The sequence below is a fragment of the Pseudoxanthomonas koreensis genome (assembly GCF_041890415.1).
Taxonomy (GTDB): domain Bacteria; phylum Pseudomonadota; class Gammaproteobacteria; order Xanthomonadales; family Xanthomonadaceae; genus Pseudoxanthomonas; species Pseudoxanthomonas koreensis_A.
Genome location: NZ_CP169056.1, coordinates 537,753 through 553,066 on the forward strand (window position 1 = coordinate 537,753; position 15,314 = coordinate 553,066).

The window sequence follows — 15,314 nt, forward strand, 5'->3', positions numbered from 1 at the left end:
ATGAAGCTCTCGGACCTGTCGATCCGGCGCCCGGTGTTCGCCACCGTGGTCAGCCTGCTGCTGGTGGTGCTGGGGGTGATGTCGTTCCTGCGCCTGACCCTGCGCGAGCTGCCCAACATCGACCCGCCGATCGTCTCGGTCGAGGTCCGCTACCCGGGTGCGTCGGCGGCGGTGGTGGAGACCCGCATCACCCAGCTCCTGGAAGATGGCCTGGCCGGCATCGAGGGCATCCGCACCATCCAGTCGTCCAGCCGCAACGGCCGCTCGGACGTGACCATCGAGTTCAACCTCAGCCGCGACATCGAGGCGGCCGCCAACGACGTGCGCGACCGGGTCAGCCGGGTGATGGACCGGATGCCCGACGAAGCCGATCCGCCGGAGATCGCCAAGGTCGAAGCCGACGCGGACGTCATCATCTGGCTCAACATGCGCTCCACCGTCATGGACACCATGGCGTTGACCGATTACGCCGACCGCTACGTGGTCGATCGCCTGTCAGCGCTGGACGGCGTGGCCCAGGTGCGGCTGGGCGGCGGCCAGCGCTATGCGATGCGCATCTGGCTGGACCGCGATGCGATGGCTGCGCGCGGCATCACCGCGGCCGACGTGGAGCGCGCGCTGCGCGCCGAGAACGTGGAACTGCCGGCCGGGCGGATCGAATCGAAGGACCGCGACTTCACCCTGCGGGTGGAGCGCGGCTACCGGCAGCCGGCGCAGTTCGCGCAGTTGCCGCTGGGCAAGGGCGCCGACGGTTACGTGGTGCGCCTGGGCGACGTGGCCACGGTCGAGCTGGGGCCGGAGGAGCGCCGTGCCTACCTGCGCAGCAACGGCGTGCCCAACGTCGGCCTTGGCATCGTGCGTACATCCACCGCCAACGCACTGCAGGTGGCGCGCGCGGCGCGCGCCGAGGCCGAGGTCATCCAGGCCACCCTGCCCGAGGGCACCGACATCTTCGTGGCCTACGACAGCACCACCTTCATCGAGGCTTCGATCGAGCGCGTGTATTGGACCCTGGCCGAGGCGATGCTGCTGGTGTTCGGGGTGATCTGGCTGTTCCTGGGCAGCCTGCGCGCCGCATTGATCCCGGCGGTCACGGTGCCGGTGTGCCTGGTGGCCGCGTTCATCGCGCTGTATGCGTTCGGCTATTCGATCAACCTGCTGACCCTGCTGGCGCTGGTGTTGTGCATCGGGCTGGTGGTGGACGATGCCATCGTGGTGCTGGAGAACGTGCAGCGCCGCGCCGACCTGGGCGAACCGCCGCTGGTGGCCGCACGCCGTGGTACCGCGCAGGTGGCTTTTGCGGTGATCGCCACCACCGCGGTGCTGGTGGCGGTGTTCCTGCCGATCGGCTTCATGGAGGGCAACTCCGGGCGCCTGTTCCGCGAGCTGTCGGTGGCGCTGGCCTCGGCGGTGGCGATCTCGGCCTTCGTCGCGCTCACCCTGACCCCGATGATGTCGTCCAAGCTGGTGCGCCCGCACACCGCCCCGCGCGGCCTCAATGCCTGGACCCAGCGTGGCCTGGACCGCCTGGGGCAGGGGTACGGCCGCCATGTGCAGCGCCTGGTCGCGCTGCCCGGCCGGCGCATCCTGGCCCTGCTGCTGGCGGCGATGGCGCTGTGTGCGCTGCTGGTGCTGCTGCTGGGCATGCGCGTGCCCAGCGAGCTGGCCCCGGCCGAGGATCGTGGCCGCTTCTTCGTGATGGTTGATGGTCCCGAGGGCGCCGGCTTCGACTACACCGTCGGGCAGATGCAGCAGGTCGAAGAGATCGTGCTGGCCCGGGTGGGTGAGGATGGCCCAGTGCAGCGCGCCAACTCGCGCGCGCCGCGTGGCTGGGGCGGTAGCGAGGAAATGCATACCGGCCAGGTGATCGTGTTCCTGCACGACTGGCACCGGCGCGATGAAAGCACCGCCGAGGTGGTGGCGCAGTTGCGCGGCGAGTTTGCCCGCCTGCCGGGTGTGAGCGTGCGCGCCAACGTGCCCGGTGGCCTGGTAGGCAGCCGCGGCCAGCGCTACCAGCTGGTGCTGGGCGGGCCGGACTACGCGGAGCTGGCGCAGTGGCGCGACCGGGTGCTGGAGCGGATGGAATCCAACCCCGGCATCCAGGACCCGGACTCGGACTACAAGGAAACCCGGCCGCAGATGCGGGTGGATATCGACCGCGCCCGTGCCGCCGACCTGGGCGTCTCGGTGCAGGAAGTGGGCGGCACCCTGGAGACGATGATGGGCTCGCGCCGGGTCACCACGTACGTGCAGGACGGCGAGGAGTATTACGTCATGCTCCAGGCCGGGCGCGAGGCGCGCATGGACCCGTCCGACCTGGCGCGCACCCATGTGCGCGGCGGCAGCGGCGAGCTGGTGCCGCTGGCCAACCTGGTGAGCCTGAGCGAAGTCGCCGAGCCCGGCAGCCTCAACCGTTTCAACCGCCTGCGTGCGATCACCATCAGCGCCGGGCTGGCGCCGGGCTATTCGATGGGCGAGGCGCTGGCCTGGACCCGCCAGGTGGTGGCAGAGGAACTGCCCGACTACGCGCAGGTGGACTGGAAGGGCGAGTCGCGCGAGTACCAGGAGGCCGACGGCGCGGTGCTGCTGACCTTCACCCTGGCGCTGCTGATCGTGTACCTGGTGCTGGCGGCCCAGTTCGAGAGCTTCCTGCATCCGTTCACCATCATGCTCACCGTGCCGCTGGCGGTGCTGGGCGCGCTGCTCGGGTTGTGGATCACCGGCGGCACGCTCAACCTGTTCAGCCAGATCGGGGTGGTGATGCTGATCGGCCTGGCGGCCAAGAACGGCATCCTGATCGTGGAGTTCGCCAACCAGTTGCGTGACCAGGGCCGGAGCGTGGCCGAGGCCATCGCCGAGGCCGCCCGGGTGCGGCTGCGCCCGATCCTGATGACCTCGGTGGCCACCGTGGTCGGCGCGGTGCCGCTGGTGGCCGCCGGCGGGCCGGGCTCGGCCAGCCGCGCCACGATCGGCATCGTGATCATCGCCGGGGTGAGTTTCTCCACCCTGCTGTCGCTGTACGTGGTGCCTGCGTTCTATGCGCTGCTGGCGCCGCGCACGCGCTCGCCCGATGCCCTGGCGCGCACCCTGGAGGAACTCGAGGCGCAGACCCCGCCGGCCGGCGGGCACCACTGACGCCGCACCGGACCAGGTGCGATCCGGCGCCGGGCTGGGCATCATTGCGCCTTCGGCAACCGGGGGTCCCATGACGAAGATCGGTTACGTCTCGCGCATGGAAGGGCTGGACGCCCTGCGCGGCTTCGCCCTGTTCGGGCTGTTCATCGTGCACATGCCCGAACTGTTCGAGCTGTACTGGCTCAACCCGGTCACCGACCCGCTGCAGAAGGCCGTGCACGACACGGTATGGCTGCTGCTGGCCGGCAAGGCCTTCGCCCTGATGGCGCTGTGCTTCGGGGTGAGCTTCTTCATCATCATGGATCGCTCCGCCCAGCGCGGGGTGGACTTCACCGGGCGCTTTGTCTGGCGCCTGGCGCTGCTGGCGCTGATGGGCCTGCTGCATGGGCTGTGGTACCGCGGCGACATCCTCGAAGTGCTGGCCTTGATGGGCCTGCTGCTGGTGCCGTTCTACCGGGTGCGCTCGAACCGGGTGCTGCTGTGGCTGGCGGTGGCGTTCATGCTGCAGCCGCTGATGCTGGTGCAGATCGTGGCCGGGCTGCTGGGCGCCGAATGGGCCAACCGCCCGCCCGGCTACTGGAACCTGTCCATGTCCGAGGTCTACCTGCATGGAAGCTTCCTGGACACGGTGCGGATCAACGTGGTCGAGGGGCACGCGCAGAAGTGGAGCTTCATGTACGGCTCCGGGCGCCTGAGCCAGATCATGGGGTTGTCGCTGCTGGGCATGGTCCTGGGCCGGATCGGGTTCTTCGCCCGGCCGGCGCAGTTTGCGCGCGCGCGCCACATCGGCCTGGTGCTCGCGCTGCTGGTGGCGGTGCTGCTCTACTTCGTCCGCGAGCCGCTGGCCCAGCTGGTGCCGGCCAGCGCGACGGTGGTGGTGCCGCGGGCCCTGGCCGGCGCGGTCCTGGCCAGCCTGTTCGACCTGGTGATGATGGCGGTGCTGATGCTGGGCTTCCTGTGGCTCTACCACGGTCCCCTGCACCGCGCGCTGGGGCTGCTGGCCCCGGCCGGGCGCATGACCCTGAGCCTGTACGTGGGCCAGTCGCTGGTATTCGTGCCGGTGTTCTACGGCTACGGGCTGGGCCTGTACGCCAGCATGACCCAGCTGCAGGCCGTGTTGCTGGGCCTGGCCGCGTTCGCGGCGCAGTTGCTGCTGGCCCACCTGTGGTTCCGCCGGTTCTATTACGGTCCGCTGGAGTGGGTGTGGCGCGCAGGCACCTACCTGACCACCGGCGTGCCTTTCGTGCGCCCGCGTGTGCCGGCACCGCCGTTGCGGCCGCTGAGGGAAGGCGAGGGCGGCACCGGCTGAGCGGGCACCGCGCGATGCGTTGCCCGGCGCGGCACGCACCTGCAGCGAGCACCTGCGCTGCGCGCGGCGGCGCTTGCGGTTATCTTTCCATGCCTGCGGGCGGCAACGATGCCGCCCGCGTCCATTCCGCCGCAAGGCCGAGCTCCGGAGACCCGCGCCCGTGGAAGCCCTTCTCAACTGGTTGAACGGCATCATCTGGAGCAATGCGCTGATCGCGCTGTGCCTGGGCGCCGGCCTGTGGTTCTCCTTCCGCACCCGTTTCATGCAGGTGCGCGGTTTTGCCGAGATGTGCCGGCTCACGGTCACCGGGCAGAAGTCCGAGGCGGGCGTGTCCTCGTTCCAGGCGCTGGCCATCTCCATGGCCGGGCGGATGGGTATCGGCAACATCGCCGGGGTGGCCACCGCCGTTGCCTACGGCGGCCCCGGCGCGGTGTTCTGGATGTGGGTGATGGGCTTCCTCGGCGCCTCGACCTCGTACATCGAGTCCTCGCTGGCGCAGATCTACAAGGAGAAGGACGCCGAGGGGCGCTACCGCGGCGGACCGGCGTACTACATCGAGAAGGCGATGGGGCTGAAGTGGTACGCGATGGCGTTCGCCATCACCACCATCGTGGCCACCGGCCTGCTGCTGCCGGGCGTACAGGCCAATGCGATTGCCGACAGCGCAAGCAATGTCCTGTGCGGCGGCGATCCGGGCCTGTGCGCTGCTGCCGGCGGCATGGGCGCGATGAAGCTGTGGATCGGCCTGGGCGTGGCCGCGCTGCTGGCCACCATCATCTTCGGCGGCATCCGCCGCATCGCCACCTTCGCCGAGGTGGTGGTCCCGTTCATGGCCGCCGGCTTCATCCTGATGGCGGTGGTGGTGATGATCCTCAACGCGGACAAGGTGCCGGACATGTTCGCCGACATCTTCAGCAGCGCGTTCGGTGCGCACGCCGCGTTCGGCGCCATCATCGGCCAGGCGGTGGCCTGGGGCGTGAAGCGCGGCATCTATGCCAACGAGGCCGGCCAGGGCACCGGCCCGCACGCGGCTGCGGCGGCCGAGGTCTCGCACCCGGCCAAGCAGGGCTACGTGCAGGCCTTCGCGATCTACTTCGACACCATGCTGGTGTGCACCTCCACCGCCTTCCTGCTGCTGTCCACCGGCATGTACAACACCTTCAAGGTGGCCACCAAAGATGGCGCCGAGGTGCTGGAGGCGGTGTACACCGGCGTGCCGGGCCTGCTGCCGTCGGAGGGCGCGCAGTTCACCCAGGCGGCGGTGGAGTCGGTGCTGCCGGGCTGGGGCGCCGGATTCGTGGCGCTGGCACTGTTCTTCTTCGCCTTCACCACGATCATGGCCTATTACTACATGGCCGAAACCAACCTCACCTACGTTGCCGGCGTGCGCAAGCCGCACCGGCTGGCGATCCTGCTGCTGCGGCTGGGCATCGTCGGCATGGTGGTATTCGGCGCGTACCACAACGCGGCCATCGCCTGGACCCTAGGCGACATCGGCGTGGGCCTGATGGCCTGGTTGAACATCGTCGCCATCCTGATCGTGCAGAAGCCGGCGTTGCTGGCGCTGCGCGACTACGAGCGGCAGAAGAAGCTCGGCGTGGAACCGGTGTTCGACCCTGAAGCACTGGGCATCCGCAACGCCCACTTCTGGAAGCGGCGCTGACGTGGCCGGTCCCTGGGATCGCGGGCCGCGCCCGCCGCGGGATGCAGCACGGCGCCCACCGAGCGGACGGCCGGAGAAAAAATGGCCGGCCGTTGCCTCCCGGCCGCGCGGTGACGACGGCGCCCCTTCCGGCGCCGGGGCAGAGGCCGATCCGGCGCTGCCGCCGGTCGACACCGCACACCATGGCGCCCGCCGCGAGGAGCTGCGGCTGTACGGACTCAACGCGGTCGAGGCGGTGTTCCGGCGCCGGCCGCAGGCGATCCGCAAGCTGTGGCTGGCCGAGGCTCGCCTCGGCGTACTGAAGCCATTGCTTGCGTGGTGCGTGAAGCATCGGGTGGGCTACCGCGTGGTGGACACGGCCGACCTGGACCGCCTGGCCGGCAGCACCCACCACGAAGGCGTGGTGGCCGATGTATTGCGGGTTGCGCCGTTGTCGCTGGATGCGTGGTTGGACGGCCTGCCGACACACGCGCCGACGCTGGCGATCTGGCTGGACGGAGTCGGCAACCCGCACAACTTCGGCGCGATCCTGCGTTCGGCCGCGCACTTCGGCGCCGCCGTGCTGTTGCCGCACCGCTCGCCGCTGGCACTGTCCGGCGCGGCTGCGCGGGTGGCCGAAGGTGCGGCCGAGGCGGTGCCGTTGGTGCGCCTGCCACCGGCAGATGCGGCGATGGCACGCCTGCGCGATACCGGCTTCGCGCTTGCCGCCACCGTGGTGCGCGATGGCGCGGACCTGTTTGCCGCATCCTTGCCGCCGCGGCTGGTGTACGTGATGGGCGCCGAAGGCGAGGGCATGGATGCCGGCCTGGCCGCGGCCTGCGAGCTGCGCCTGTCGATCCCCGGCAGCGGTGCGGTGGAAAGCCTGAACGTGGCCGCGGCCACGGCCGTATTCCTTGCGCAGTGGGTAGCCGCCCGGCGCACGCGCGCATAGCGGGGTGGCACCGCGCGCGCCACAGGCGCGTCGGGCCGGCATGCCCGTGGCGCCCGCGCGGCGGCGCAGGCCTCAGGGCGCGGGCGACGCGGCCTTCGGCGCGCTGCCGAAATCACCCTCGGCATCTGCAGCCAGGTAGGCGAATACCGCATAGGCGGCGACGTTCTGCGCCAGTGCGGCCGGGTCGATCTTGTCCAGGGTGTCGTCGGCGGTGTGGTGCAGGTGGAAGTAGTCGCTGCCATCCTGCGCCAGCCATGCCCAGGTCACGCCCCGCGCCGCCAGCGGGATGATGTCCGGGCCCGGGCCGCCCTTGTCGGGGGCGTAGGCGATGCCCAGTGGCGCCAGCGCTCCCGCGATCTGCGCGGTGGCCGCGCGAGCGTGTGCCGGTGCGCCGGTATTGAACGCATAGATGCGGCCGGCGCCGAAGTCGCTCTCGGCCGCCAGCTGGTGCAGCGCGATGCCGTCGGCGTGCGCCTGCGCATAGGCGCGGCCGCCGAGCAGGCCTTGTTCCTCGTTCGCATAGGCGACCACGCGGATGCTGCGCGCCGGGCGCCGCGGCATCTGCGCGATCAGGCGCGCGGCGGCCATGGTGATGCCGATGCCGGCTGCGTCGTCCACTGCGCCGGTGCCCAGGTCCCAGGAATCCAGGTGCGCGCCGATCAGCACCACCTCCTGCGGGCGGCTGCGCCCGGTGATCTGGCCGATCACGTTGTGCGAGGTGTATTGCCCGTCCCAGCCGCAGTCCAGGGCCAGGCGCACGCTCACCGGGCCGCGCGCGGCCAGGCGCGCGAGCTGGTCGGCGTCGGGGATGCTCAGCGCCGCCGCTGGCACCGGCTCCAGGCCATCGTCGTAGCGGGTGATGCCGGTGTGCGGTACCCGGTGGTTGTCGGTGCCGGCCGAGCGCATCAGGAAGCCGATGGCGCCCTTGCGGATCGCCACCGACGGCCCGCGCGAACGCACCGCGCCACCGGCCCGGTAGCCGCTGCCGTCGCGCGCGGCCTGCATCTGGAAATCGACGAAGGCGATCCTGCCGGCCAGCGAGCCGTCGGCGGCGGCTTCCAGCGCGGCCAGGTCGGGGAAGCGCACCACCTGTGCTTCCACCGTCCCGCCGACACTGCCGCCAAGTGCGGTGATCGCCAGCGGTTGCGCGTGCGCACCCACGACCGCGGCATGTTCGCTGCGGCGCTCCCACTTCGGGAAGGTGACCGGCTCGCTCCAGACCCGGTCGAAACCCAGTGCGTGGAACTTGGCCACGGCCCAGGCTACCGCGCGCGCGTCGGCCTCGCTGCCGGCCAGGCGCGGTCCGATTTCGGTGGTCAGCGATTCGACCACCTTCCAGCCGGTGTCATCGGCCAGCGCACGCGTGCGCAGCTCGCCCATCTGCGCCAGGGCGGCGTCGGGGATGCGGGTTTCGGCGGCGGGCGCGGGCGCGGCGAGGAACGCGGCGGCCAGCGCGGGGGCAAGCAATGCAATGCGCATGCGGCAAGCTCCGGTGCAAACCCCGGAGCCTAGCAAAGCGCCGCCGGCCGGCCCCGTGCACTTGGTCACGGGATGAAGGTGCGGGTGTCGCCGGGGGGCGCTCAGCGCTTGAGCGCGTCGCGGATCTCGCGCAGCAGCAGCACGTCCTCGGCCGGCGGCGGTGCTTCGGCAGGCGCTTCGGCCTGTTTGCGTGCCAGGCGGTTGATCACCCTCACCAGCATGAAGATGGCGAAGGCCACGATCACGAACTGGATGATGGTGTTGAGGAATTCGCCCACGCCGATCGCCACCGCCGGTATCACCTCGCCGGCGGCGTCCACGCCGGCTTCCTTCAGCGTCCATGTCCATTTGGAGAAGTCCACGCCGCCGACCAGCAGGCCGATCGGCGGCATGATGACCTTGTCCACCAGCGCGGTGACGATCTTGCCGAATGCCGCGCCGATGACCACGCCCACGGCCAGGTCGATCACGTTGCCGCGCATCGCGAATTCCTTGAACTCGGCGATCATTCCCATCACTGGCTCTCCTGGTGTTTGTCGGGGTGTCGGTGCGTGTTGCACGGGGGCCAAGCGTAACCCGGTGGCGCCTGCGCGGTCAGGTGCCGGCGTCCGTGCTGCGGACACGCTCCCGGCAACCGGGCCTGGCAGGAGGGAGCGGCGGAGACGGGTGATGGGCGGCGCGCCGTGGCGGCCGGCAGGCCTCAGTGCGAGGGCAGTACCGGCTTGCGCAGGACCCGGTATTCGGCGTCCATGGTCTGCCCGCGCGCCGGCTGGCGGTGGCCGCGCAGCAGCTTCCAGGCCAGGCCCGCGGCAATCATCGCCGCGCCCACGAACACGCTGAAAAACACCAGCAGCGCCAGCAGGCCCAGCCCGACCACGCCCAGCGCCAGCCGCAGCAGCGGCGAGCGCGGCTTGCGCGGCGCAAACAGGGAGCCGAGGACGGCGGTGTCGAAGCGGAAGGGCCTGAATCGCATGGGGGACGCGTGCCAGAATGGCGCTGGACGGGAAGTATCGGCCGGATGTCCGGCGAGGTTGTGATGGGTTCGTTAAACGCAGGGCCGGCGCGCGCCGAGGACGAGGACATGCGTCCCTTGATCGAACTGGCGCAGCTTGACGACGGTGCGCTGGGTGAGGTGCAGGTGCACGTCGAAGGCCATGAGCAGTCGCTGATCCTGCACCGTCGCGGCGATGCGGTGCAGGCCTGGATCAACGTGTGTCCGCATGCGGGCCGGCGCCTTGACTGGGCACCTGGCCAGTTCCTGAAGAGCAGTGAAGGCCACCTGGTGTGCGCCGTGCACGGGGCCGCGTTCGGCTTGGGCGATGGCGTGTGCGTGGCCGGGCCGTGCCGCGGCGATGCGCTGCGCCCGGTTGCCGTGAAGGTCCGCGACGGCAAGGTCTGGCTGGCCGCGGCCGGCTAGGAATTCCAGAACATCAGGTTGACCACGGTCACCGCGATCATGGTGTACAGCAGGCACATCGGTGCGCCCACCCGCCACATCTGGCGCGCGTTGTAGCCGGCCGGGCCGGTGACCATGGAGATGATCGGGTTGGAGGCGGTCATCAGGTTGTTGGACGCCGACAGCGCGGTGATCAACGCGAACGCGGTCGGGTTGCCGCCCACCGCAAGGGCCAGGCTGATGGCGATGGGCACCATCACGATGGTCGCGCCGACGTGGCTGATGACCAGCGAGAACAAGGTGGTCAGCAGCGCCAGCACGATCTGCACCGCCCACGGTGCGGTGCCCTCGGGCAGTACGGCCAGGGTGTTGGCGGCCACCCACGCCGCCGCACCGCTGCTGTCCATGGCCCAGCCCAGCGGAATCAGGCCGGCGGTCAGGAACACCGTCTTCCAGTTGATCGCCGAATAGGCCTCGTCCATCTTCAGCACGCCGGTCAGCAGCATGCCCGCCACCCCGGTCATCAGGGTCAGCGCCACCGGCAGCTTTGCAGTCAGCGCAATGACTATTGTGGCGGCAAAGATCACCATGGCGATCTTGAACTTGTGCGGCCGCTGCTCGCCCTTCGGGTAGTCGGTGACCACGGCGAAATCGCGGCTGCCTGCGGTGCGCGCCAGGTCCTGCCAGAAGCTGTGGAACACCAGCATGTCGCCCGGCCGCAGCGCCACCGAGCGCACGTCCTCGCGGATCACCTTGCGGTCGCGGTTGATCGCCAGCAGGCTGATGCCGGAGGTGTGGCGCAGGCGCAGGTCGCGCGCGCTCTTGCCGATGTAGCTGGAGGTCGGCGGTACCACCGCCTCGGAGATGCCGGCGCGCGACGGGTTGAACAGGTCGCCCAGGTTGCGCAGGCGCGAGGACATGCGCAGGAACTGGTTCTGGGCAAAATCGACCACGCCCTGGCGCCGGCCCATCACGCCCAGCACGCTGCCCACCCAGATGCGCATGTCCGCGGGCGGCGCCAGGCGGGTGTCGTTGCCGGACTTGAGCGCCAGCAGCAGCGGCGCATCGTGCAGCGATTCGGCCTCGCCCACCGACATGCCCACCAGCGGGCTCTCGGCGGTGACGGTGAGTTCGAACACGTCGCCCTCGATGCCGTAGGTGCGGGCGAAGTAGCCCTCGGTGCTGGACGGGGTGACGTTCTCGCCGCTGCCCTTGCCCTGCGCTTCGGCCTCGGCCAGCTTGCGGTTTCCGTAGAAGCGGAAGTACAGCAGCGAGGCCACCAGCAGGGCCAGGCCCACCGGTGCCGGCGCGAACATCGGCAGCGGCTCCAGGGTGGCCATGCCGGAGGGCAGGTGGTTGTTGGCCGACACCAGCAGGTCGTTGAGCAGGATCAACGGCGAGTTGCCCACCATCGTCAGCGCCGCACCCATGACGATGGCCGAGGTGATCGGCAGCACCAGCCGCGACAGCGAGATGCCGGTGCGCGAGGACAAGCGCGCCGCCACCGGCAGGTACAGCGACATCACCGACGGGTTCTGCATGAAGGCCGAGTTCAGGCCGGCCACGGTGCTGGTCATCAGCAGCAGCCGCTGCTCGATGCCGCGACCGCGCCGCAGCAGCCAGCTTGCCAGCCGGTTCAGGGCGCCGGTGCGGTCCAGCCCGGCGCCGAGGATCATCGTGGCCATGATGCTCATGACCGCGTTACTGGAAAAGCCGCTGAAGATTTCCTCGGGTGCCACCAGCCCGGTGATTCCCAGTACCACCAGCACCAGCAGCGCAACCAGGTCGGCGCGGATGCGCTCGAACAGGAACATCGCCATCGTGAACCCGACCAGGCCCAGCACCAGGCGCATTTCGTTGGTCAGGGTGAGGCCGGATTCCATGAGCCGAGTTCGATGATCCGTGGTGGGTGACGGGAAACCCGGGACCGGGTCAGGTGGGTCGGATGAGTGATCCTGCGCGATTGGCCTTCAGGCATCCCCGGTCACCGAGGCGTTCACAGCTTCTCATACACCAGGTCCCACACGCCGTGGCCCAGGCGCACGCCGCGCCGCTCGAAATGGGTCTCCGGGCGCCACGGCGGACGCGGCACATGCCCGCGTGGGCCGGCCTGGTTGCGCAGGCCGGCGGTGGCCTCCAGCACGTCCCACATGTGCTCGGCGTAGGGCGCCCAGTCGGTGGCCAGGTGCAGGCGCCCGCCCGGGCGCAGCTTGCGCACCAGCAGTGCGGCGAATGCCGGCTGCACCAGGCGCCGCTTGTTGTGCTTCTTCTTGTGCCAGGGGTCGGGGAAGTAGATCCGGATCTCGTCCAGCACGCCGTCGCCGATCTCGTTGTCGAGGACCTCGACCGCGTCATGGTGGTAGAGGCGCACGTTGCGTGCGCCATCGCCGGCCAGCGCATTGAGCAGGCGGCCCACGCCGGGGGCGTGGACCTCGATGCCGACATGGTCGCGGTCGGGATCCTGCGCGGCGGCGAAACGCAGCGCCTCGCCGTTGCCGAAGCCGATCTCCAGCACCTTCGGCGCGGACCGGCCGAACACCGCGTCCAGGTCGCGCGCAGTGCCGGTGTAGTCCAGTCCCAGGCGTGGCCAGGCTTCGTCGAACGCGCGCTGCTGGGCCGGGGTGAAGCGGCCCTGGCGCAGGACGAAGCTGCGGATCTCGCGGCGGCCCTCATGGTGGGTGTAGGGCTTGGGCGGGGCCTTGGCGCCCTGGCTGGCAAACGGGTCGGTCATTCAGCCGATCAGTCCGTCCACCGGCGAGGACGCGCTGGCGTAGCGCTTGCGCGGCACCCGCCCGGCGAGGAAGGCCTCGCGTCCTGCCTGCACCGCCTTGCGCATCGCGCTGGCCATCAGCACCGGGTTCTTCGCCCCGGCGATGGCGGTGTTCATCAGCACCCCGTCGCAGCCCAGCTCCATGGCGATGGCGGCATCGGAAGCGGTGCCCACGCCGGCATCCACCAGCACCGGCACCTTCGCGTTCTCCACGATTTCCAGCAGGGTGTAGCGGTTCTGGATGCCCAGGCCCGAGCCAATGGGCGCGGCCAGCGGCATCACCGCGCAGCAGCCGATTTCTTCGAGCTGGCGCGCCAGGATCGGGTCGTCGGAGGTGTACACCATCACGTCGAAACCGTCGGCCACCAGCAGTTCGGCCGCCTTCAGGGTCTGGACCACGTCCGGGTACAGGGTGCGCTGGTCGCCCAGCACTTCCAGCTTGGTCAGGTTGTGGCCGTCCAGCAGCTCGCGCGCCAGGCGGCAGGTGCGCACCGCATCCTCGGCGGTGTAGCAGCCGGCGGTGTTGGGCAGGATGGTGTAGCGATCCGGCGGCAGCACGTCGAGCAGGTTGGGCTCGCCCGGGTTCTGGCCGATGTTGGTGCGACGGATGGCGACGGTGACGATCTGGGCGCCGGCCGCCTCGGTGGCGCGGGCGGTTTCGTCCAGGTCCTTGAACTTGCCGGTGCCGGTGAGCAGGCGCGAGGTGTAGGTCTTGCCGGCGATGACGAGGCCGTCATCAGGGTGCGGGTGCGTGGTCATCGCGCGATTATCGCGCGTAACGGGCCCGGTGGCCTACCCCGCGTGCGGCGGGCGTGCGGGATTCAACCCCTGCGCGGCGTTGTCGTCGGCAGCCGCTTCCAGCCAGGCCAGCAGGCGGTCGCCGTTGATGATGTCGGGGGGCAGCGAGACAGTGGCGTGGCGGAGGCTGCCGTCCTCGTCGCGCCAGCCGATCCGGCGCTGCTGGCCATACTGCGTGGAGAAGACCTGCCTGGGATAGGACGGCCTGGTGATGGTGGCGATCTGCTGCCGCTGCAGCAGCAGGGGGCCGGTCAGGCGATGGATCCGCAGCGCCCCGGGCGTCACCTCCGCGCTGAAGCGCAGTGCATGCAGCGGGGCGCCGAGGTTCTTGATGTTGACGAACAGCATCAGCGTGATCAGCGGCCACATCCAGGCATTGAAGATGCCGGTGGGGTCGGCCCCGAACAGGCCCAGCAGCAGGAACAGCTGCATGGTGCCGAACACGGCGATCAGGATCCAGCACAGGGTGCGGCTGGATGTGCGGTAGGCCACCGTGAATCCGTCCCCGCCCCCGATGGCGGTGGACGGGGTCTTCGATGGTGCCGGCGTGCCGATGGCATAGGCGAAGCTCACGCCCATGGCGAGGCCGAAGAACAGCATGTTCAGCACGAAGACGAGCGCCCGCGCGCCCCATCCCCCGGGCCCGGGCAGGCCCAGCACCTGGGCCAGCAGCATCAGCAGCGCGAATGCGGGGCCGGTCGCCAGCGCGATCTTCAGCAGCATGCCGTGGCGCTCCCGGCGCTGGATGCTGCCGATGTCCGCGGGGCTGCCGAACTCGCGGGTCGCGGCAAGGATGGCGGCGTCGCGGTCCGCGGCATCGGTGCTGGCATCGACGATGAAATCGCGCGCTTCGAGCAGCGTCGCCCTGCGGATGCCGCGGGTGCCGATCAGGTGCGCATCGATCTGCGACAGGTAGCGGTCGATCGCAGGATCGCCGGTGCGGATGTCGGCGGGCAGCGAGGGCGAGGCGGACTTGAGGACGGAATCGTTCATCGCGAGTTCCTCGGTTACGGGGCGGGGGTGAGCAGGGTGCGCTGCAGCAGGGCGCTGACGCGGGCCCATTCGCGGATGCGGCGCTGCAGGAACTCGCGGCCTTCCGGGGTCAGCCGGTAGTACTTGCGAGGGCTGCCGCGCTCGCCGGGCTCGTGGTGCGAGGCCAGCAGGCCGTTGCGCTCCAGCCGATGCAGCAGCGGGTAGAGCGTGGCTTCCTTGAGGATGTCCGCGTCCGGCCCCAGCCGCCGGTGCAATTGCTCGCGGATGCCGAAGCCGTAGTTCGGGCCGGCACGCAGCGCGTCCAGGACCAGGGCATCCAGCAGGCCCTTGAGGATCTGTTCGTCGGCGGGTTGTTTAGCCATATGCCGCATACTTTATTTCATAAACTATGCGATGTAAAGCAAATGGCCAGGCGATATCGGCGCGTTGCATAACCGGCCGGCAGGCCTCCGGCCGATGCGGAATTGCGGTTGGGGGGCGGGGGCCAGTTGCGCGGCGCCCGCGCCTGCGGCGCTGGTTTCAGCCACCGCCCAGCGCGTGCACGATCTCCACCTGGTCGCCCTGGGCCAGCGTGTGCGTGCCGTGGCGGCCGCGGGGGATGATGTGGCCGTTGACCTCCACCGCGACCCGGCGCCCGGTCAGGCCTTCGGCCTCCAGCAGCGCGACCAGCGTGGCATCGGCCGCGATGCTGCGCGGCTCGCCGTTGACGATGATGTCCATGCGCCGGATTGTCGCATTCCCGGGCCGATGCCGCAGCGCAGCGTGAATGCGCGGCAGCATGGGTGAACCATGGACCATTCGCATCCGTACGCGGCGGCGCGGCGCCGCTTCCGCAGCGGA

The 15,314-nt window shown here is 70.0% G+C and carries 14 protein-coding genes; 5 read left to right on the forward strand and 9 right to left on the reverse strand.

Annotation, left to right across the window (positions count from 1 at the left end):
* The 4 genes from ACEJ41_RS02460 to ACEJ41_RS02475 all read left to right on the forward strand — a co-directional run bounded on the left by ACEJ41_RS02460 (window position 1) and on the right by ACEJ41_RS02475 (window position 7,038).
* Entirely contained in the window at window positions 1–3,135 is a 3,135-nt protein-coding gene (locus tag ACEJ41_RS02460; protein ID WP_374013216.1) for an efflux RND transporter permease subunit, read from the forward strand.
* A gap of 70 nt (window positions 3,136–3,205) precedes the next feature.
* Window positions 3,206–4,444, forward strand: coding sequence for a DUF418 domain-containing protein (locus ACEJ41_RS02465; protein ID WP_374013217.1), 1,239 nt, complete (start codon window positions 3,206–3,208; stop codon window positions 4,442–4,444).
* A 160-nt stretch (window positions 4,445–4,604) separates the two neighbouring features.
* A complete protein-coding gene (locus tag ACEJ41_RS02470) occupies window positions 4,605–6,107 on the forward strand; it encodes an alanine/glycine:cation symporter family protein (RefSeq protein WP_374013218.1) in 1,503 nt (500 codons plus the stop codon).
* A 1-nt stretch (window position 6,108) separates the two neighbouring features.
* Window positions 6,109–7,038 (forward strand): TrmH family RNA methyltransferase, encoded by a 930-nt coding sequence (locus ACEJ41_RS02475; protein WP_374013219.1) that lies wholly within the window; start codon window positions 6,109–6,111, stop codon window positions 7,036–7,038.
* 72 nt (window positions 7,039–7,110) lie between these two features.
* On the opposite strand, the gene ACEJ41_RS02480 is transcribed toward ACEJ41_RS02475, so the two are convergent.
* The 3 genes from ACEJ41_RS02480 to ACEJ41_RS02490 form a co-directional block, all read right to left on the reverse strand.
* Window positions 7,111–8,517: a M28 family peptidase gene (locus tag ACEJ41_RS02480; protein ID WP_374013220.1), complete on the reverse strand. Its 1,407-nt coding sequence runs from the start codon at window positions 8,515–8,517 to the stop codon at window positions 7,111–7,113.
* Between the two features lie 101 nt (window positions 8,518–8,618).
* Window positions 8,619–9,032, reverse strand: a complete 414-nt coding sequence (gene mscL / locus ACEJ41_RS02485; RefSeq protein ID WP_374013221.1) for a large-conductance mechanosensitive channel protein MscL — start codon at window positions 9,030–9,032, stop codon at window positions 8,619–8,621.
* Between the two features lie 185 nt (window positions 9,033–9,217).
* A complete protein-coding gene (locus ACEJ41_RS02490) occupies window positions 9,218–9,490 on the reverse strand; it encodes a hypothetical protein (protein ID WP_374013222.1) in 273 nt (90 codons plus the stop codon).
* 108 nt (window positions 9,491–9,598) lie between these two features.
* Between ACEJ41_RS02490 and ACEJ41_RS02495 the strand changes: the two genes are divergently transcribed.
* The gene (locus ACEJ41_RS02495; protein ID WP_374013223.1) at window positions 9,599–9,934 is read left to right on the forward strand and encodes a Rieske (2Fe-2S) protein; all 336 of its coding nucleotides are present in this window, start codon (window positions 9,599–9,601) and stop codon (window positions 9,932–9,934) included.
* Here the strand turns inward: ACEJ41_RS02495 and ACEJ41_RS02500 are convergent.
* From ACEJ41_RS02500 to thiS, 6 genes are all read right to left on the reverse strand, one after another.
* On the reverse strand, window positions 9,931–11,796 hold the full coding sequence (locus ACEJ41_RS02500) for an SLC13 family permease (protein WP_374013224.1): 1,866 nt from the start codon (window positions 11,794–11,796) through the stop codon (window positions 9,931–9,933). The two genes, ACEJ41_RS02495 and ACEJ41_RS02500, sit on opposite strands and share 4 nt — an antisense overlap.
* Window positions 11,797–11,909: 113 nt before the next feature.
* Window positions 11,910–12,644, reverse strand: coding sequence for a tRNA (guanosine(46)-N7)-methyltransferase TrmB (trmB, locus tag ACEJ41_RS02505; protein WP_374013225.1), 735 nt, complete (start codon window positions 12,642–12,644; stop codon window positions 11,910–11,912).
* Window positions 12,645–13,442 carry a thiazole synthase gene (locus ACEJ41_RS02510; protein WP_374013226.1) on the reverse strand — a complete coding sequence of 266 codons (798 nt, stop codon included), beginning with the start codon at window positions 13,440–13,442 and terminating at the stop codon, window positions 12,645–12,647.
* Between the two features lie 33 nt (window positions 13,443–13,475).
* On the reverse strand, window positions 13,476–14,474 hold the full coding sequence (locus tag ACEJ41_RS02515; protein ID WP_374013227.1) for a hypothetical protein: 999 nt from the start codon (window positions 14,472–14,474) through the stop codon (window positions 13,476–13,478).
* Between the two features lie 14 nt (window positions 14,475–14,488).
* The gene (locus ACEJ41_RS02520; RefSeq protein ID WP_374013228.1) at window positions 14,489–14,836 is read right to left on the reverse strand and encodes a PadR family transcriptional regulator; all 348 of its coding nucleotides are present in this window, start codon (window positions 14,834–14,836) and stop codon (window positions 14,489–14,491) included.
* Window positions 14,837–14,993: 157 nt separating this feature from the next.
* Window positions 14,994–15,194, reverse strand: a complete 201-nt coding sequence (gene thiS / locus ACEJ41_RS02525; protein WP_374013230.1) for a sulfur carrier protein ThiS — start codon at window positions 15,192–15,194, stop codon at window positions 14,994–14,996.
* Window positions 15,195–15,314 lie beyond the last annotated feature (120 nt).

Coding starts and splice junctions, on each gene's coding strand:
- ACEJ41_RS02460 (WP_374013216.1), top strand. CDS start 1: ATGAAGCTCTCGGACCTGTCGATCCGGCGCCCGGTGTTCGCCACCGTG.
- ACEJ41_RS02465 (WP_374013217.1), top strand. CDS start 3,206: ATGACGAAGATCGGTTACGTCTCGCGCATGGAAGGGCTGGACGCCCTG.
- ACEJ41_RS02480 (WP_374013220.1), bottom strand. CDS start 8,517: ATGCGCATTGCATTGCTTGCCCCCGCGCTGGCCGCCGCGTTCCTCGCC.
- mscL (WP_374013221.1), bottom strand. CDS start 9,032: ATGGGAATGATCGCCGAGTTCAAGGAATTCGCGATGCGCGGCAACGTG.
- ACEJ41_RS02490 (WP_374013222.1), bottom strand. CDS start 9,490: ATGCGATTCAGGCCCTTCCGCTTCGACACCGCCGTCCTCGGCTCCCTG.
- ACEJ41_RS02495 (WP_374013223.1), top strand. CDS start 9,599: ATGCGTCCCTTGATCGAACTGGCGCAGCTTGACGACGGTGCGCTGGGT.
- ACEJ41_RS02500 (WP_374013224.1), bottom strand. CDS start 11,796: ATGGAATCCGGCCTCACCCTGACCAACGAAATGCGCCTGGTGCTGGGC.
- trmB (WP_374013225.1), bottom strand. CDS start 12,644: ATGACCGACCCGTTTGCCAGCCAGGGCGCCAAGGCCCCGCCCAAGCCC.
- ACEJ41_RS02510 (WP_374013226.1), bottom strand. CDS start 13,442: ATGACCACGCACCCGCACCCTGATGACGGCCTCGTCATCGCCGGCAAG.
- ACEJ41_RS02515 (WP_374013227.1), bottom strand. CDS start 14,474: ATGAACGATTCCGTCCTCAAGTCCGCCTCGCCCTCGCTGCCCGCCGAC.
- ACEJ41_RS02520 (WP_374013228.1), bottom strand. CDS start 14,836: ATGGCTAAACAACCCGCCGACGAACAGATCCTCAAGGGCCTGCTGGAT.
- thiS (WP_374013230.1), bottom strand. CDS start 15,194: ATGGACATCATCGTCAACGGCGAGCCGCGCAGCATCGCGGCCGATGCC.